The 18840-nt window shown below is 64.5% G+C and carries 14 protein-coding genes; 8 read left to right on the forward strand and 6 right to left on the reverse strand.

Annotated features, from left to right (window positions below):
- Positions 1–169: 169 nt before the first annotated feature.
- Positions 170–970, reverse strand: coding sequence for an IclR family transcriptional regulator (locus AC0L2R_RS27055; RefSeq protein ID WP_091597273.1), 801 nt, complete (start codon positions 968–970; stop codon positions 170–172).
- 241 nt (positions 971–1211) lie between these two features.
- Between AC0L2R_RS27055 and AC0L2R_RS27060 the strand changes: the two genes are divergently transcribed.
- Genes AC0L2R_RS27060 through AC0L2R_RS27075 form a run of 4 tightly spaced genes read left to right on the forward strand, consistent with a single transcriptional unit; the run spans position 1212 to position 5722 of the window.
- Positions 1212–2264, forward strand: a complete 1053-nt coding sequence (locus AC0L2R_RS27060; protein ID WP_473512543.1) for a substrate-binding domain-containing protein — start codon at positions 1212–1214, stop codon at positions 2262–2264.
- A 19-nt stretch (positions 2265–2283) separates the two neighbouring features.
- A complete protein-coding gene (locus AC0L2R_RS27065) occupies positions 2284–3792 on the forward strand; it encodes a sugar ABC transporter ATP-binding protein (RefSeq protein WP_473512545.1) in 1509 nt (502 codons plus the stop codon).
- A 5-nt stretch (positions 3793–3797) separates the two neighbouring features.
- Positions 3798–4754, forward strand: coding sequence for an ABC transporter permease (locus AC0L2R_RS27070; protein ID WP_473493159.1), 957 nt, complete (start codon positions 3798–3800; stop codon positions 4752–4754).
- Positions 4751–5722 (forward strand): ABC transporter permease, encoded by a 972-nt coding sequence (locus AC0L2R_RS27075; RefSeq protein WP_208602530.1) that lies wholly within the window; start codon positions 4751–4753, stop codon positions 5720–5722. Before AC0L2R_RS27070 ends, AC0L2R_RS27075 begins: the two co-directional genes overlap by 4 nt.
- On the opposite strand, the gene AC0L2R_RS27080 is transcribed toward AC0L2R_RS27075, so the two are convergent.
- The gene (locus AC0L2R_RS27080) at positions 5696–6637 is read right to left on the reverse strand and encodes an amidohydrolase family protein (protein ID WP_473512547.1); all 942 of its coding nucleotides are present in this window, start codon (positions 6635–6637) and stop codon (positions 5696–5698) included. The genes AC0L2R_RS27075 and AC0L2R_RS27080 overlap by 27 nt on opposite strands.
- A 77-nt stretch (positions 6638–6714) precedes the next feature.
- On the opposite strand from AC0L2R_RS27080, the gene AC0L2R_RS27085 reads away from it, so the two are divergent.
- From AC0L2R_RS27085 to AC0L2R_RS27100, 4 genes are read left to right on the forward strand one after another with little or no spacing between them, the layout of a single operon-like run.
- On the forward strand, positions 6715–8034 hold the full coding sequence (locus AC0L2R_RS27085; protein WP_473512549.1) for an alanine racemase: 1320 nt from the start codon (positions 6715–6717) through the stop codon (positions 8032–8034).
- Between the two features lie 44 nt (positions 8035–8078).
- Positions 8079–8423, forward strand: coding sequence for a RidA family protein (locus AC0L2R_RS27090; protein WP_473493134.1), 345 nt, complete (start codon positions 8079–8081; stop codon positions 8421–8423).
- A gap of 9 nt (positions 8424–8432) precedes the next feature.
- Entirely contained in the window at positions 8433–9443 is a 1011-nt protein-coding gene (locus tag AC0L2R_RS27095) for a succinylglutamate desuccinylase/aspartoacylase family protein (protein WP_473512551.1), read from the forward strand.
- 57 nt (positions 9444–9500) lie between these two features.
- On the forward strand, positions 9501–10679 hold the full coding sequence (locus AC0L2R_RS27100) for a hypothetical protein (protein ID WP_473512552.1): 1179 nt from the start codon (positions 9501–9503) through the stop codon (positions 10677–10679).
- A gap of 296 nt (positions 10680–10975) precedes the next feature.
- On the opposite strand, the gene AC0L2R_RS27105 is transcribed toward AC0L2R_RS27100, so the two are convergent.
- The 4 genes from AC0L2R_RS27105 to AC0L2R_RS27120 form a co-directional block, all read right to left on the reverse strand.
- Positions 10976–14224 carry a winged helix-turn-helix domain-containing protein gene (locus AC0L2R_RS27105; protein ID WP_473512554.1) on the reverse strand — a complete coding sequence of 1083 codons (3249 nt, stop codon included), beginning with the start codon at positions 14222–14224 and terminating at the stop codon, positions 10976–10978.
- Positions 14225–14396: 172 nt separating this feature from the next.
- Positions 14397–15104, reverse strand: a complete 708-nt coding sequence (locus AC0L2R_RS27110; protein WP_473512556.1) for a phosphoadenylyl-sulfate reductase — start codon at positions 15102–15104, stop codon at positions 14397–14399.
- Between the two features lie 45 nt (positions 15105–15149).
- The gene (locus AC0L2R_RS27115; RefSeq protein WP_473512557.1) at positions 15150–16580 is read right to left on the reverse strand and encodes a YeiH family protein; all 1431 of its coding nucleotides are present in this window, start codon (positions 16578–16580) and stop codon (positions 15150–15152) included.
- Positions 16577–18460 (reverse strand): hypothetical protein, encoded by a 1884-nt coding sequence (locus tag AC0L2R_RS27120; protein WP_473512559.1) that lies wholly within the window; start codon positions 18458–18460, stop codon positions 16577–16579. Before AC0L2R_RS27120 ends, AC0L2R_RS27115 begins: the two co-directional genes overlap by 4 nt.
- Between the last annotated feature and the right edge of the window lie 380 nt (positions 18461–18840).

Below are 18840 nucleotides of genomic sequence, written 5' to 3' on the forward strand. Positions count from 1 at the left end.
CCGGGCCGTATTCGAGCCCGGCCATTTTTTTCCGCGCTCCCTTGGCGAAGGCGCCAGAGCCGATTCTTCAAAAAGCGCGTCATAAGGAATTCACGCGACGCGCTTTAAGTTCTTTGTTTTTATGCATGTCGTCATCCCAAAACCGCTGCGCACTTTTGGGCGAAATGCGTTAGCTTCCCGCCAACGACAATCCACGGGCGCGTTCGCACAGCAGGGCAAGCAATTCGCTGCGCCGCGCTTCCGGTGTGTCGACCGGCAACACGAAGCAAAGAGTCTTGTTGATGGCGCCGTAGCTATCGCGGATGGGCGCGGCCATGCACCACGTGAAGCGGTCGGCGAGGGCGACGGTCTCGCTGAAACCTTGCCGGCGGGCCAAGGCGACATCGCTGAAGAATTCGGCTGGCGCAATGACGCGGCCGTCGGGCAGCTTGTAGTCGCCAGGCGGGATGAAGTCCTTCAGCTCTTCCTCGCTCATATGGCCGAGCAGGAGCCGCCCGGACGCCGTCCACGGGATCGGCACCTCGACCCCGACATCGCTTGAAATCCGGAACGGGCCGGAAGAATCACGGCAATCGAGAACGATGTATTTGTTCCCGCGCAGGCCGCACAACTGCACGGTCTCGCCGGTTTCCGCCGCCATCTTGTCCAGCGTCTCGATAATGCGCCGGTAGTGGGCGTTGTGATGCGAGTAGGCCCAGCCGAACAGATGCATAGCCCGACCGAAATAGACGTAGCCTTCCGTCCCGACGTTTTCGAGCATTTCGGCTTCGAGCAGGCTGTTGACGATTTCGTAAGTGGTCGAACGCGGTGCGCCGATCATCTTGGCGATGTCGCCGACGCGCATCGGCGCGCGGTGCCGCAAAAGCGCTTCCAGCAGCATGATGACGCGGTCGATGCCGCGGCGGCGTTCGCCATTGCGCGGCTCGGCGCCAGCTTCCGTTTCGATCAGACCAGTAGCTCCATCGCTCATGTCGGCCGCATCCGCGTAAAAATCAATTCGGCCCTCGTCTCAAGACGCTTGAAAGATGTCAAGGCTCAGTCTAGCATCCCATTTGTCTGATATACAGACCCATTGTCTGAAATATCAGACAATAACGAGCCAGGCGCAGAACGTTCTGACGAGAAAAACAGGCGGTTTCCGGATGCGGCAACCGGCGGGTTTTCTCGTCCGGACCCCGCACGTCCAGGCATAACCTCAGAAGGGAACAATCATGACGAAATCATCGTTTTTCGCATCCGCCAGCGCCCTTTGCCTCGGTCTCCTACTAAGCCTCGGCACCGGTTCGCAGGCCAATGCGGCCGCCAAATGCATCAAGGGCGACCGCAAGGCGCCGTACACGATCGGCTGGGCCAACATTTATTCAGTGCCGACCTGGATGAAGCAGACACAGGGCACGATCGAAGCCGAGGTCGAGACCCTGAAGAAGCAGGGGCTGGTCGACAAGCTTGTCGTAACCGACGCCCAGGGCGACGCAAACGTCCAGATCCAGCAGATCCAGTCGATGATCGATTCCGACGTTGACGCCATCATCCTGATTGCCGGCTCGTCGACCGCGCCGGCGCGTGTGCTGGCGGATGCCTGCGCCAAGGGCATCGCCATCATCAACTTCGACAGCCTCGTCGACACGGACCAGGTGACCGCCAAGGTCAACACCGATTCCGCCCAGTGGGGCGATCAGGCGGCCAAGTTCCTGATCGACGCGATCGGCGGCAAGGGCAAGATCCTCATCCTCAACGGCCCAGCCGGCGTTTCGGTCAGCGACGATCGGCGCAAAGGCGCTGACGCGGCGCTCAAGGCCCATCCTGACGTGACGGTCCTTGCCGAGACCAATACACCCTACAATGTCGCGCCTGCACAGGAAGCCGTCACCAGCCTGCTGTTCGCCAATCCCGAGATCGACGGGATACTGTCGCTCGGCGGCGCCTTGTCGGCGGGCGCGGTGCTCGCCCTCGACAAGCAGGGCCGCGAACAAGTGCCGATCACCGGCGAGAATGCCCGCCAATTCCTCGAACTCTGGAAGGAAAAGGGCCTCAAGAGCTGGGCAACCATGCAGCCGAACTGGCTCGGCGCTTTCGCCACCTACACCGCCGTCCAGGCGCTGGAAGGCAAGGATGTGCCGGCTTTTGTCAAGATCCCGCTGCCGGTGATCGACAATTCCAATATCGATCAGTACCTCGCACGGGCGGCCGACTTTCCGGCCGACGGCTATATCTATTCGCCCTACGACGAGGAGTTGTTCAAGAAACTTCTGGCTGAGCAATAAGCCTGAAAGGTCGCAGAAAGTGCTGGCCACGGCTCCGCTTCTTGCCGCGCGGGGGGTGTCGAAGTCCTTCTTCGGCAATCCCGTCCTGCGCGATGTTTCCATCGCTCTCCAGCCGGGCCGCGTGCATGCGCTGCTCGGCGAGAACGGCGCCGGAAAGTCGACGCTGATCAACCTTTTGTCCGGTGCCTTGCGCCCGGACGGCGGGGCGATCGAGGTCGATGGGCGCCCGGTGTCGCGCATGAGCCCTGCCTATGCGCAACAGGCAGGGATTGCCGTCGTCCAGCAGGAACTCAGCCTGACGGCCAGCCTCTCCATCGCCGAGAACATCGGCCTTGGCGCCTATCCGCGCCGGTTCGGTTTGCTCGACTATCCCGAACTCGCAGTGCGGGCCAGGGCAGCATGCGATCTTGTCGGACTTCACGAACCGCTCTCGATGCCGGTCGGACAATTGTCGCTTGGCCGCCGGCAGATGGTGGAGATCGCCAAGGCGCTTTACCGCCGGCCGCGCGTGCTCATTCTCGACGAACCCACTTCGTCGCTTTCGGCAACCGAAACGAAAGTCCTGACGGACCTGTTGGAGAGGCTGCGCGGCGAGGGCATCGCCATTCTCTACATTTCGCACCGGCTGAACGAAGTCATGGCGCTGTGCCAGCACGTCACCGTCCTGAAGGACGGCACCTGCACGGCGGACCGCACCCTGGAAGGAACCGACGCCAGAGGACTGGTACGGCTGATGGTCGGGCGCGACCCCGGCGACCTCTTTCCGCATTGGCAGCCTTCGGCATCGGCTGCCAACGCCATTTCGGTTCGCAATTTTTCGGCCGGCCTGATGCGCGACGTCGATCTCGACATCAGGACGGGTGAGGTGCTTGGCATCGGAGGCCTGGTCGGGCAAGGGCAGGAAGATTTGTTGCTCGGCCTCTACGGTGCCATTCCGGCCAGGACGGCATCCGCGATCGTTAAGGGGGCTTCGGGTTTGCCCAGCGGTGTGCCGAAAGCCAACGCGCTTGGCCTCGCCTATGTCCCGGCCGACCGCAAGCGCGAGGGCCTGCACCTGATCCATTCCATCATCACCAACATGATGCTGCCCGCTTTCGCAAGACTGCCGGCGCTGAAGCTGCGCAGCCGCCGTGCCGAGCGCGAGACGGCAAGAGGTCTCGCTGCCCAGCTTGGTATCAAGGGCGACCTCGACCGGCCGGCGCAGGCCCTCTCGGGCGGCAACCAGCAGAAGGTCGCGCTGGCGAAATGGATGCCGCACGACCCGCTTGTGCTTCTCCTCAATGACCCGACGCGCGGCGTCGATGTCGAGACCAAGCGCGAAATCTACATGATGCTTCGCAACTTCGCCGCCGCCGGCAAGGCGGTCGTGCTGCTCAGTTCCGACACACCCGAACTGGTGCACCTTTGCGACCGCGTCGCGGTGGTCCGGGAGGGTCACATCGTTGCCATGCTCGAGCGCGGCGCGCTGAGCGAGGAAGCGATCGTTTCCGCCGCGATGGGCGCCGAACAGCGAAAGGTGGCGGCGTGAATACGGTGGCTCCCTCAGGGCAAGCCGGCGCTCTCTACTGGCCGGTTCAACTGCGCCGCAATGTCGGCGTGCGCAGCCTGTTCGCCGTGGTTATGGCGTTCCTCGTCGCCTATGGCTTCCTCTTTCCTGGCCTCTTGACCGCTTCCGGCTTCGCCAAATTCACCCAGAGCTGGTTTCCGCTGGCGCTGGTCGCCATGGCCCAGGCGATCCTCATGCTCACTGGTGGCATCAGCCTGGCGATCGGCGCAATGGTCAGCCTGGGCGCGGTGATCGCCGCGACGACGATGACCGGGCCGCTGGGCGTAGCCGGCGGTGCCGCTGCGGTGGCGCTGACCGGTGTCGGCATCGGTGCCGCAACCGGGTTCATTGTCGTGAAACTTCGGTTGCCGGCGATCGTGGTGACGCTCGCCGGCTCCTTCATCATCGGCGGTGCTGCGCTGCTCATCCTGCCGAGACCCGGCGGCGCCATTCCGGAATGGCTGTCGGACCTGCTTGCCGGCAACACGCCCGCAGCCTTCGTGCTGCTGATGCTCATAGTCCTTCTGTGGAAGCTCTATCTCGCCACGCCGCTTGGTTTGAGCCTCTATGCTGCCGGCGAGAATCCCGTCGGCGCCTATCGCTCCGGCGTGCCGGTCGATGGCGCACGGATAGCGGCTTACGCGATCAGTGGCCTGCTTTGCACAGGCGCCGGTCTGTTCGTTGCCGCGCAAACGGGTTCGGGTGATCCGGTCATCGGCACGGCCTTCACGCTGAATTCCATCGCCGCCGCCGTGCTCGGCGGCATCGGCTTCCTCGGCGGTCAAGGCACGATGCGCGGCGCTCTTGCCGGCAGCCTGCTGCTCAGCCTGATGATCAGTGTGATGTTCTTCCTCGGCTTCACGCCGGTCGCCCAGTATGTCGCACAAGGCCTCATCATCATCGGGGCGGTCGCCACCCCGCAATTCCGCAAGGTGCAGCAATGACAGCATGGAAAGAGAGCGCAGGCGGCAGGCGCGCCCTGACAATCCTGCGCAGCCGGCCTTTTCTCACCGTTGCCATCGTTGCCGCGGTGTGGATCGTCGCGAGCTTCGTTTCGCGTGGCTTCGGCGCCTATGGCCATTTGCGCTATCTGGTCGAACTGGCCGCGGTAATTGGCCTGGTTGCGGCGGGCCAGACCTTCGTGGTGATTGCCGGTGGCATCGACCTTTCCGTCGCGGCTATCGTCACAGTGAGCGCCGTCAGCCTGCCGCTGCTGTCGTGGCAGGGGGATCCGACCGGGCTCACCGCCGTCCTTGCCGTCCTTGCGTTGACGACGACAATCGGTCTGGTGAACGGGCTGGGCGTGGCGCTGTTGCGCGTCCATCCGATGATCATGACCCTGGCCATGGCGACATTCCTGCAGGGTCTGCTGATCATCATCGCCGGCGGCAGCGCCGTGACCGCCGAAAACCCGCTGGTCCGCTGGCTCGGCAATGCGCGGCCGGCCGGTATTCCCGCAGGTGTGCTCTTGTGGGTGGCCGTCTCCGTGATCGTTCTGGCCGCAATGCATGCCACATCCTTTGGCGCACGGCTCTTCGCCATGGGCGCCAATCCGCTCGCCGCGGCACTGTCGGGGGTTCCAGTAACCTCGACGACGCTGGCGGTCTACGGCATCAGCGGCTTCAATTCAGGGCTTGCGGGCGTGCTGGTGCTCGGCATGAACGGGCAAGGCTATGTCGGGATCGGCGATCCCTATCTGCTCGCCTCGATTGCGGCCGTGGTGCTCGGCGGCACCTCGATCCTCGGCGGGCTCGGCACCTATGCCGGCACCATCCCCGGCGCCATCCTGCTGGTCACGATTACGGCTCTCATAACCGTCGTCAACGCATCGCCGGGCTGGCGCAGCATCCTGTTCGGTTCGCTGATCCTGGGGCTGCTGCTTCTCTCAGGCAGGGAGCAGGCCCGCCGATGACATATCGTCAAGCCGGTAGATGCGCCTTGCGTTGCCGAAGAACAGCGCCGTCTGCTCGTCTGCGGAAAGCTCCCCGGCAATGGCCTTGAAGCTGTCATATACTGCATCGAACGACGCGTGCAGACCGGCCACCGGGAAGTCACTGCCGAACATCGCTCGCCGCGTGCCGAAACAGTCGATGCAATGCATGACAACCGGCTTCAGGCTGTCGAGCGTCCAGTCATGATCGTAGGCGACCAGATCCGATATCTTGATGGCGACGTTGTCACACTGGGACAAACGCCGAACCCCTTCGCGCCACGCCCGCATTCCGTCGGCGTCGCGATCGATCGGGCTGCCGCAGTGGTTGAGAACGAACTGCTGGTTCGGATAGGCCGCTGCAAGGCGCGCTGCACCGGCGAGCTGGCGCGGAAACACCATCAGGTCGAAAACCAGCCGGTGGCCGGCAAGCAGCGCCAGGCCGGCGCGCCAGGCCGGATCGTTCATGATGTCATCACGGGCAGCGAAACGGCGGGCGGGATCGGGATCCCAGCTCAGTATGTCGCGCACGCCGACGACACGGTCGAATGCCGCCTGCGCCTCGACCAGCGCCGGCGCTTGGCGGTTCGCCAGCGGGACGTGAACGACGTAGCGGGCGGCCGCGCCCCGCGACTTGTCGAGCGTTTCAAGCCATCGCGTTTCGCCGACGCAGTCATCCCCGGCCCAACCGGCCTCGACATGGACGGCGGCGACGACATTGTGCCGGCTGGCGTCGCGCAAATAGTCCTCAGGAAGATAGTTTCGCCGCAAGGGGCCCAGCTCGCCCAGGCCGCCGCGTTCGCCAGCCGTTGTGGCGAGCCAGGGATGGCGGCCGAGGCCGAGATCCCAAAGATGATGGTGGGCATCGATGATCGGTCCGGAGTAAGGCTTTGGCACGCATCTCTCTCATGCTGTGGCCGGCATCGGAAATCGAACCGGACTTCATCCTGCGAAGGCGAAAGGACTAGCATCGGATGACCGAAAACTCACCCGTACTGTCGCTCGCGACCCCTGAAAATTTCCTGCTCGACGATCGCATCCGCGGCGTGCCGCCCGGCACCTTCGGGCTGGACAGCAGCCTTGTCGCATCTGAGCGCTGGCATCCGGCTGACGGGCGCATGTCGTTGCCGGTGTTGACCCTCGACGAGGAGGCCTTCATCGCCAATAGTGATCTGTTTCTGCGCTACGCGCGCGAACAGGGCGCCATGATCGCGCCGCATGCCAAAACCCCGATGGCGCCAGACCTTGCTCGATCGTTGGTAGAAGCCGGAGCATGGAGCACGACCGTCGCGGATATTAGGCAGGCCGCAGTGATGCTCAGGGCCGGCCTCACACGGCTGATCATCGCCAACGAGGTTGGTGGATCAGGCGGTGCGAACCGGCTCGCGGCGCTGGTTGGCGCCTGGCCAGGCGTCGAGCTCTTCGTCTTCGCCGACTCGATCGCCGCCGTGAATGCGCTTGCCGAAGCCTGGCGGGCCAATGCGACGCTGCCGCCGTTGCGCGTGATCGTCGACCTCGGTGCGGGGAGGGCAGGCGCGCGGACCACGACGCAAGCCGAGGCGATCGCCGATGCAGTTGATGCGGCCGGCGGACGGCTGCTGATCGCCGGCGTCGCAGCCTACGAAGGTGCCGCGGCGCAACCCGATCCTGGCCGCACTGATGCGGCGATCTCGGCTCTGCTGGCGATGACCGCCGACATGTTCCTGCGGCTGCGCGCCCGCGTCGGCGGCGACGTGCCGCTGGTCGTCACGGCCGGCGGCTCTGTGTTCTTCGACAAAGTGGTCGCAGCACTTTCGCCCACCGTTTCCAGGGACAGCAATGCGACGCTGGTGTTGCGCAGCGGCGCCATCTTCTTCCACGACCATGGCATCTATGACCGCTCGCTTGTTGCACTCGATGCCCGCAAGGGTTTTGCGGTCGGCGGCGTCGGTGCTTCCGCACGAAATTCGTTTCGTCCGGCTTTGCGCCTGTGGGCCGAGGTGCTGTCGCGGCCGGAGGCCGGCCTTGCGATATGCGGCATGGGCATGCGCGACGTGTCGTTCGATCAGGGCTTTCCGATGGTGCTCGCGGTCTTCCGGGCCGGGAAGCCGCTGCCGATACCACGCGCCGAGGTCTTCAAGCTCAACGACCAGCACGCCTTCCTGACAATCGCGCCGGGCGACGACATTGCCGTTGGCGACGTCGTTGAATTCGGCATCTCCCATCCCTGCACCTGCCTCGATCGCTATCGCGTGATCTTCGGCGTCGACGCGGCCGGGCATGTCCGCCACGCCTTTCCCACCTATTTCGGCTGACCGGAGCTTGCGGCGGCCCCAAAGAAACCTCGAAAGGATCCGATATGATCAAGTATTTCCAGTCCGGCTCCCGCATGTCGCAGGCGGTCGTCTATGGCGGCCTCGTCCACATCGCAGGCCAGGTAGCCGACAATCGCAAGGCCGGCATCGAAGACCAGACCAGCGATGTGCTCTCAAAGATCGAGGCGCTTTTGGTCGAGGCCGGCAGCAGCAAGTCAAAGCTTGTGGCGGTCAACGTCTTCCTGCCGCAGATCGGCGACTTCGACGCTATGAACAGCGTCTACGATGCCTGGGTGGATCCTCAACGCCTGCCGGCGCGGGCCTGCGTCGAGGCGCGTCTCGCCGATCCCGACCTCCGCATCGAGGTCACCGCGATCGCCGCCGCCTGAGTTGCCGCCATGCACACCGGCCTCACCCATACGCTCGACTTCGACCGGGACGGCAAGACATCAGGTTATCTCAGCATTCCGTTCTCGATAGACCGTTCGCCCTATTTCCAGGTCAAGGTCCCGATCTGCCTCATACGCAACGGTGAAGGCCCGTCGCTGCTTCTGATGGCCGGCAATCACGGTGACGAATATGAGGGCGAGCTGTCGCTGGCAAAGCTGATCCGCCGGCTCGATCCCAAGCGGCTCAAGGGCCGCGTCACCGTCCTGCCGATGGCGAACGCACCGGCGGTCATGGCCGCCAAACGCTGTTCGCCGCTCGATGGCGGCAATCTCAACCGCGCCTTTCCCGGCGATCCGTCGGGCGCGCCGACAAGCCGGCTTGCCAATTTCCTGGAGACGGAACTGTTTCCCCGCCACGACGTCATCTTCGATATTCATTCGGGCGGCACCTCGATGGAGCATCTTCCCACGGCGCTCGTCGAGCGCAATAGCGATCCCGACCGCCACAGGCGCGGGGTGGAGCTGATGCGGACGCTCGGCATGCCGTATGGGTTCGTGGCCGACAATGGTCAGGCCTCGCCGACCTCGCTGGGCGCAGCCCGCCGGGCCGGTGCCATTGGCGTCAGCGGCGAGTTCGGCGGCGGCGGCACCGCAACAGTCGATACGATGGCGATTACCGCTCGCGCGATCGACAATCTGATGGTCGCCGTCGGCGTGGTCGAGGCGCCGGTTCTTTCGCCGGAGTCAAAGCCTTCGACGCCGACGCGACTGCTCTCGCTTTCCCGGCACGGTCAGGGCCTGTACGCCACCCGCCGCGGCTGGTTCGAACCCGCCGTCAGGCTCGGCGACGGCGTGAGCGCCGGACAATTGGCCGGCTGGTATCACGACCTCGAGCGGCTCGATCTCGCCGAGGAGGCCCTGCATTTCGCCGAAAGCGGTATCGTACTTTCGCGCCGGCTGCACACGATGTGCGAGGCAGGAGATTGCCTTTTGCAGATCGCCGAACCGGTGGAAGGCTGACAGGGAAACCAACCGGCGTTTGCTCACGGCGCCATTGCAGAAAACTGAGGATATTTCATGCAGCTTTCGATGTGGACCTACCCCTGGGATGTCCAGGATCTGGGCTTGGAGACAGTCGAACGCGATCTCGTCGAGCGCGCCAGGCTCAACATGATCAGTCTCGCGACCTCCTATCATGCCGGTCGCTTCCTGCAGCCGCGCAGCCCACGCCGCAAAGCCTATTTCCCGGAGGACGGCACGATCTACTTCAAGCCAACCGCCGCCCGATGGGCCGATCTCGTGATCCAGCCGAAGGTGGCCGAAATGATCACGGAAGGTGGCGACGTTCTGGCCGAACTTATCCAACGGCGCGAGGCAGGCGGCCTCCAGGTGTCGTGCTGGACGGTCTGCCTGCACAATACCCGCCTCGGCATGCTTTATCCGCAGGCCGTCACCCGCAACGCCTTTGGCGATCCCAATTATTACAATCTGTGCCCGTCGCATCCGGATGCGCGCGCTTATGTCCGCGCGCTCGTGGCCGACGTTACGCACACTTATAAGCCGGACAGAATCGAACTTGAAAGCCCGTCCTTCATGGGCTTTGCCCATGAATACCATCATGAGAAGGATGGTGTCGGGCTGACGCCGGAAGACGACTTTCTTCTGTCGCTGTGCTTCTGTCCGTCCTGCCTCGCCCGCGCCGCTTGTGCCGGTATCGAAGGCCAGGCGGCGCGTGACCTCGTCAAGCAGTGGATTGCCGAGGCGTGCGAGCGCGCGGTGCCTGAACGGCGCTTTCCAGAGTTTCCCGCAAGTGGCCTCGACACCTTTTTGCCCTGGCCGCATCTCCACGCCTATCTGTTGTGGCGGTTCGAGCCGGTGACCAGTCTTGTCGCCGAACTGCGCGAGGTTGCCGATCCGGGGACCCGTGTCCTCGTCATCGACCTGCGAGACGGCTGGCTCGGCGGCTGCGATCTGGCAGCGCTCGGCAAGGTTTGCGACGGGGCGATCCTTTGTGCCTACGACATGCAGGCCGGCGACGTGACGGGCCTTATGGCGGCTGGCCGCACCGCGCTCGGGGCAGAGAAATTCCTCGGCGCCGGCTACCGGCTCTTTTATCCGGAAATGGCAGGCCCTGAAATTCTCGCCGCCAAGGTGAAGCCGGCGCTGGCGCCGGACGTCGACGGTATCAATTTTTACAATTACGGCCTTGTCCCCGCCGCACGACTCGATTGGGTGCGTGCAGCACGACCTGGCTGAACAAAACGATCCGTGTGCCGCAGTCGAAAGCGCGTCGCGGCTGAATGGATTCATGCGAGGCGCTTTAAGTCATTGTTATGCATGACAGCGCTGTCCTGCCTCGCGACCTGTCATTTCCCTCGGCTCCATCACCTCGTGCTATCCAGGCCGGGCTGACGCGCAGCGAGAGGATGGACGCGATCGCTGGCCTCGTTCTGAACCTGGCAGCCCTTAGCAAACACCCTGCTCGGAGATTGAGGGGGCTGCCAGACCGACGATAGCCCGGTGTTTCGCCAGGCAGCGCATGACACGGCGCTTCAGCGCGTGTGCCGCACAAGATAGGGTTCGACCAAGGCGCGTATGTCCGCAGCGGGTTCCGCTTCGCCGGCGGCGCGCAGCGCCCGTTCGTAGCGTGCATAGTCGTCGACCGCGCCTTCAAAATCACCGCGCGACAGCCGCTCCCTGATCAGCGCCTTGCAGACGGGGCCGGCATCCGGATAGAGGTCCAACGCCCTCAAATAGATCGAGCGCGCTTCCTGGGTGTTGCCGGATGTCTCCAGCCGCTGGCCGATCCGCAATCCAAGATCGACCAGATCGCGACGCACTTTTTCAGCGGCGGCGAACGACCAGAAGCTGGCTCGCTCGTGCAGAAACAGCGGACCGGGGAATGCGAGGAAGAGCGCTTCCGCTTCCGGTCGCAGCCCGGCTGCCTCGCCATTGGCTGTCGTCACGGATTTGAGCCGTGCATCCCAGTCGGCGAGGTCGACCCAGACCTTGTCCGACGCGAGGCGAAGCTTGCCTTCGCGCTGAACGATGAGGTCGGTCCGCCCGAGCAGCTTGCGCAGCCGATGCAGCGCCTGCTCGCATGCCGCCCGCGCCTGGTCACCGTCGAGGTCGGGCCACAGCCAGTCCTGAACGGTCTCCAGCGAGCAGGTGTTGTCTTTCGAGATCGCCAGTACCCGCAGGATGTCGAGAGCCTTCGTCGGTGGCTTGGCGCCGAGATTAAGAGGGTTTCCATCGAGTTCGAGCCGAAAGCCTCCGAGGACGTGGACCTTGAGCGGCCATGGCCAGGCCGTGGGCCGCCGTTGCGGCGCGTCCAATCGGCGTTCCCGGATAAGCGACCGGCAAAGCTTGGGCTCGATGCCGCGCTCAAGCGCATCGCCAAGCAGATCGGCGAGCAATTCCGGAACGTTGAGGAGTACCATTGGCCAGCTGACGTCGCGCAGCGCCTCCATGAAGACCTTCAGCCGATCGCCGTAGCGTGGACCCTGGTCCCACAGGCTCTCCAGCGCGGCCGCTGCAAGAATGCATATCTCGGTCCGTTTGCGAGCGCCGCCATCCAGCCGCGGCAGCAGGTCGCTGAGAAGCGCAGCGGCTTCGCGAGGCTTCCTGTCCGCCAGCAGCACCTGGAACTTCGTGATGCAGTGGGCCCAGCGCTCGACCATGGGCTCGTTGGCGGCCTCGCTCGCCGCCATGAAGCGCTCGCAATCCTCATAGGCTGCCGCGAAATCGCCTTGCCTGGCATGAAGCGCGGCACAGCAATTGGCGACGATGGCGACCTGTGTGCTGAAACGGCTGTCGGCGATCTCGGCCAGGCGCTCGACCACCTGATCGAGCTCGGCAAAGTCGTTGCGGAACTTCATCTGCATCTGAAGATGATACAGGCCACCGAACTCCACACCCTTGAGCGACTCGCGCTCACCGATGGCGATCGCCTCCCGCAACGCCGCTTCGGCCGACGGGTAGGGAAAACCCCGTCTCTTATACGGGAAGTAACGGCCACTCTTGGCGCCAAACTCAACCAGCCACATGCCGAGCACCCAAGGCAGCACCTCCTTGTCGCTCAAATCCTCGACAACGCTGTCGACGGCCTTGGTGAACAGATCGGCCCGCATGACCGATACCGAATGCTCGATCAGCGTTTCGCTGGCAAGCAGACGCAATCCGCTTGGGTCGTGCTCGGGATTCCGGGTCAGCCGCTCCAGCAGTTCGGTTTCCAGCGCTTGCCCGGCCGGGCTGTTGCGGTAGTAGTCGTCGCCGAAGTTCAGCGCCCGCACCATGCCGATGCGCACCAGCATCGCTTCCTCGGAAGGCAGTTCCGGCAGGCCGCGCTCGATGATCTCGAACGCCCGGCGGGTCCAGGCCGAAAGACCCTCATAGGTGCGCCAACTGTCCGTCTTGACCAGAACCGCGCGCGACACCGCAAGACACAGACCGCGCAGATCGTCGGCCGCGCCAAAGGCATGCCATGCCTTCGACAGCCAGTGCTCTGCCGCGGCGTCGTTCGGCATGTGGGCCACGCCCAGCCAATAGAAATGCCAGCCGTTCATGAACGCTTCCGGCAACCGGCCGGCCCATTCGATGAAGGTCGTTCGATGTCCCTGCGCCAGCACGGTCTCCGCCCGGCTCAGCATGAGCCCGCTCGCCTGGTCCCAATCCTCTGCCTGCAAGGCGAGGTGTATGGCTTCGTCATGACGACCGGCGTCGGCGAGCACCTTCGCCGCCCTTTGTTTGAGCGACTTCTGCTCTTCTGCCGTCACCCGCTGCGCGAAGCGTCGGTCGAGGAAATCCCGCAAGAGGTCGTGCAGGTGGAAAACGTCGCGGCTGTTTTCCGTTCGCGTGACCAGCAACTGCCGCCTGTAGAGCCTGTCGAGCAGCTTGCCCGCTTCGCTCGACCCGATCATCACGTCCGCCAGTTCGGCGCTGATTTCGGGCAGCAGATTGAGTTTCAGCAGCATGTCCTGGTCGGCGGCGGGAAGGGAAAGGAAGAAATGGCGGCCGAGAACGTCCGACAGGGCATTCTGCCCGCCGGGTGCTGTCCCGGTCGTGTCATCAGGGCCGACCGCCGAGCCGTGATCGGCGAGGAGAACCAGCCCGATCGCCCAGCCGCGCGCCGCTTCGACATCGACTGGAACGGCGCCGTTCCTCGACCGCAGCTTGACGAAATCGCGCGCTTCCGCTGTTGAGAATTCGAGCGCCAACCTGTCTACGATGGCCATCTGGCCCTTGAGAACGAGGTCGCCCAGTTCCTCCTGAGGCAGCGTGCGCGAGACGCAGATGCAGCGGACCGTGTCAGGAAGTTCACGGAACATCACCGAAAGCACCGCCCGGAATTCGGGCGTGTCGGCGTCCTGCAAATCGTCGAGGACCAGAATGGTGCCGGGCTTCAACCGCGCGAAGTAGGCTCTGAAGAAGCGCCTGGCGAATTCCTTCGGCTGCTCGGCATACTCGACGCCGAACACCGGCATGTCTCCAACCGCGGGTGAGGCGAGTGACTGCGCCAGATATTGAAAGAAGCGCGCGATATCCTGGTCGCCCTCGTCGATGCGGAACCACACATGCGATGCCGCGACGCTTTCGAGGTAGTCGATGACCGCCGTCGTCTTGCCGTAGCCGGCCGGCGCAGCCACCCAGCAGACGCTCGAACGCGATTTTTGACCGATCGCTTCGAGAACGCGGTTCCGCCTCAATATCCTGGCGCTGCGCGGCGCCGCCAGCTTGGCGATCCGGCCTGTGCCCGAGGGCGGGCGCCTCGCATCGGCGTCAATGGCGTCTAGGGCGGTCATCGGGGCTCCCGCTCGACCAATCATCGGGCGTCGGGTCGTGCCGTGATGACCGTCCCGCCGCCCAGATTGACCTTAGGGTAGCGCAATCGTGCGACAATTCGTAGGGGCTTCGCAGATCAAGCGGCAACGGCCTGTTTGCAAGCGTCGACCGGATGCCTGCGCGACCTCGAAATCAGGCAGCAGACGCGGCCGCATCGCGAGCGGCAATGGGCGACCGGTGAATCCCGCATTCCATCTTCGACAGTCCGCTCCAGCGGCCCGCGCGCGGATTGTCCGCGCTGCCGCACGCGACCGTGCACGGCGCGCAGCCGATCGAGAGGTAGCCTTTTTCGAGGAGCGGATGCCGGGGAAGATTATAGCGATCGAGATAGGCCTCGATCTGTTGGCGGGTGAAGCGGGCAAGCGGATCGACCTTCAGGCGTCCGTCAGTTTCCTCGAGCGTCGGAACATCCGCGCGAAGCCCGCCATGATATCGCTTGCGACCGGAAATCCAGGCCTTGAAGCCGGTCAGCGTATTTTCGAGCGGCAGAACCTTGCGGATCTGGCAGCACCGGTCCGGATCGCGGCGGTGCAGCGATCCAGCGCCGTCGAGCGCCCGCAAGACATCCGTTTGAGGCGTGACGACGCGCAGATCGGTGAGGCCGAGCAGAGCCGTCAACTGCGCGCGATAGGCGATCGTTTCCGAAAACAGCTTTCCTGTGTCGAGCGTGATGATGGGGAGCGAACGGTCGATCGAGGCCGCCATGTGCAGCAGCACCGCGGATTCCGCGCCAAACGAGGACACGAGCGCTATGTTTCCGCAAAACACCTCGCTGACGAGCGGCGCCAGCAGGTCGGGTCCGTCGAGATGGTTCAGCTCTGCGATGACGGCTTCATACATGGCGGTTCGGCCGATCAAAAACGGTGGTGGCGTGACGAAGCCGCATCATAGCTTCGCCACGAAATCGAGGAGCGCCTGGCGGTCGGTCTCGTCCAGGTCGAAGAAGCGGTCGCGCACGATCTGCGCCGTGCCGCCATGGGCGAAGACGGCATCGCTCAGCGTTGTCGCGCGGCCGTCGTGCAGGTAGCGGTGGCGCAGGCGGATGCCGACGAGTGGTGCGGTCCGCCATTCGGCGCCGATGGCATCGCCCTGGACGATCTTGTCGTCCAGCGCCGGCCCCATGTCGTGCAGCAAAAGGTCGGAGTACAGCTCAACTTCGCCGTTGCTGCCCTCCAGCGCCGGCACATGGCATTTGGCGCAGCCGATCGAGGCGAAAAGCCGTCCGCCATGGCTGCCAAGCATCGCGCCTTGGCTCGATGAGGGTGATGCCGCCCGGAAGGTCGCCGAGAACGGGATCAGCGCAGCATAGGCCAGGGCCGCCGACAGAGCCATCCCGACGAAACCGACGCCGATCAGGCGCCAGGCGCCGCCGGCCTCTCCGAGCCGTCCGACCCGGGTGGTGATGCCGAGCGCGATCATCACCATCAGGAACAGGAACTGGTCGACATCGAGGATGACGCGGCGCAGTTGCGGATTGAGGGTTATCTCCGAATTGAGCATCACCACGCCGATGAACGCGACGATGAACCACGGGAACGGGATAGGTGCGGCCTCTTGCGCCTTGTGACGGCTACGAAACACCAGGCTGGCGGCCAGCAGAAGCGGGACGAGCATCAGGACTTTGCTGAGCTTGACCAGCGTTGCGGTGTTCAGCGCGTCGTCGGAAATGGCGAAGGAGGCGCCGTAGACCTGCGCCAGCTCGAAAATGCTCGCCCCGACGAACACGCCATAGAGGCGGTCATCGAGATGCTGCAGCCAACCGCCCAGGAACATGACCGGATAGGCGAGCAACGCCACGGTGCCGCTCAGTGTGATCAAGGCGATGGCGATGCCGGCGCTCTGGTCGCGTGCACGCACGAGCGCGGCCATCGAGAGGATCGCCGCGGCGCCGCAGACGGCGCTGCCGACCGCGACCAGCAGCGCGATCTCGGCGTCGAGCCTGAACAGCTTGCGCGCAATGGCGTAGAGCAGCGTCAGCACCAGGATCAGCTCGATGGCCGCCACTGCGAGCGGCATGAACCCCAGATCCAGGAACAGCCGCGTCGTGATACGGAAGCCGACCAGCACCACGGCGAGTCGCAGCAGATAGCGCTTGGTGAAGTCGAGCCCCGGGCGCAAGGCGTCCGGACAGGCGAAGCTGCTGCCGATCAGCAGCCCGAAGAGCATGGCGACCAGGATCGGGTTGCGCGACAGCGGCTCGCCCAGTCCGCCGGCGATCCAGCCGGCCGCAAGGGCGAGTGCCGCAGCAACGATGACGCCAGGCAGGACCGGGCGCATTTTTTCCGGCGCATGGGAGAGTGTCAGGGCGAGGCTCATGGCTTTGCCCCATCGGGCAGGCGGAGCGCTCGCAGATAAGAGGCGACCGCGTCGATCTGTGCGGAACCCTGCTCGATCGGCTGCGCGCCGGCCTGGCGGCTGGGCGTCGCGCTGGTGATACCGAGTTCGTTTGCGAACGCGTTCGCCACCATATCCTCAAGGGTGGCGATATCAGCCTTCCAACCGTATCGGCCGACCCGCGATGCGCCTTGGGAGTCGACGACATGATGGGCGCGGCCTTTGATGCCGTCGCCCTTGCTGACCGCCTGCGCTTCGATGACGCTGTCGGGTATTTCGTCGATCCCGGCGATGCCGTAGAGAGCGAGCGGCATACGCAGCGAAATCACATTGGCCTGGCTTGGCATTGCCGCCGACACGATCGCCACCCCATCACGCAAGGCATGGCGCCTGGCGACCGGACTGTTGGGATGATCGATCGGAACCGTGCGGCCAGAGCCCGGATCCATATGGGCTATTCTGCGCGCAAAGTGGCCTTCATCGACGCTGGCGCCGCCAGGGCCGGGATGGCAGGCCACGCAGGACGCTGCATTGAACAATGGGCCGAGGCCCATCCGCGGCGTGAAATCGGTCTGGAACGACTTTTTTCCGCGCGCCGCAAGATTGGCGTCGGCGGCAGCGCTCTGTGTCTCCTGCGTCGCTGCCGCCGCGCCGTGCTCATCGAAGGTCCCAACCTCGACGAGCGCCCCTTCGTGGCCCGGAAATCCCGGAACCTCGCCGCCAATCGTTATCCAGATATGCTGTGCGTCCGCCGACGTCGCGATCGCGCGAAGGCGATCGGCTCCCAAAGGGCCGAGCCCTGGAACCTCGATCGTCGCGCGTGCGAGAAGCCGGCCGTCCTGGCTCACGCGCAGCAGTGAACCGTCGCCGCGGTTGGCGACAAACAGATCGGACCCGCCAGCGAGTGTCGTGTGGCTCGAAAACCGCGGATTGGCGATCTCGGGAATTGCGGCGGCGACATCGACCGGACGGTCGAATTCCGGCAGCGAGATCGTGCGGGTCTCGGCGACCGTGAAATGCCGCCGATCGTCCTCCAGTTCAAGCAGCACCAGCCGGTCACGCCCCGGATCGGCGATGTAGAGAGCGCGGTCCGGGTTCCACTTGAAGGCGAGGCCGATGACGCCGGGATCGTGGCTGATGCCCCGGCCGGTGCTTACCGTGCCCTGGCCGGTGCTGACCGTGCCCGGCCCGGCCAAGCCGTCGACACCATCCTGGACGTGGATTTGAACCACGCCGCCATCCGCGGTGACCGCGGCGAACACGGCAAAGCCGCTGCCGTCGGGCGAGGGACCGAGAAACGCCGTTCCGAGCGCGCCCGTCTGCATTCCGCCCGATGTCAGCTGGCCGCTTGCCTGATAATTCAGCAGCTTGCCAAGCCAGCCGCTGGGCTGTGCTTTCGGCGCCTGCTCGCGATCGGTATGCCGGCCGGCGAACACGCCGCCGGCCTCGCGGCTTGGCGCGTTGGCGAGCGGCGCACCGTCGGGGTCGACGACGGTGACGCTGCCCTCGCCAGCCAGTCCGTTCGGCGCGTTGGCGATCCAGGGTCTTCCGAAGGCGTTGTTGATCGAAATGTATCGCGGTCCGGATACGGCTGCGAGGCGCGCGGTTCGAGCTCCGGCATTGTATCGCCGGTTGAGAAACCGTTCGCTCTGCGCCGTGTAGAGTTGCACCCTCGCATCTCCGCCGTTGCCGGCGAGCTCTTGCGGAACGATGATGGTGCCACCAGACTTGCCGGCGCGCGGATCGATGGACAGGATCGCCCCGACCTCAAGCGCTGGATCGTCGGCTGGTGCGCCGAAATTGCTGCCCACGGCGACGAGAACCCTGAGCGGATCGAGCATCCGCCCTTCGCGCGTCGCCATAAGAAATTCCGGATTTCCCGGTATCGGCCCGCCGACATGAAAGCGCCCCACCTCGCGCACGCCGGCCACGTCGGGCAGCCCGACGGCAACGATTCGAGCGTTAAGGCGCCAATCGGGGGTCTGATCTCCCGCGAACGCCCAGCTCGGCAACAGACTGAGAACTATCGCCGCGGCCTTCGACAGCGTCCGGCGGGCCTGATAAGTCCCGACGGAATCTGTTGGGGCAACTGCACGGCTTGCTCGCATCGCCAAGTCTCCAGCGGTCGCAAGCGCGTGCTGACGCCTGCCAAACCACAGGGCAACTTTAGAGCACGCGCACCTACGGATCGCTTACGGCATTCGGCGTGCTGGCTCGCCGAGCATGCTGCTATGATTTGAGG

Source organism: Mesorhizobium sp. WSM4820 (assembly GCF_055811075.1).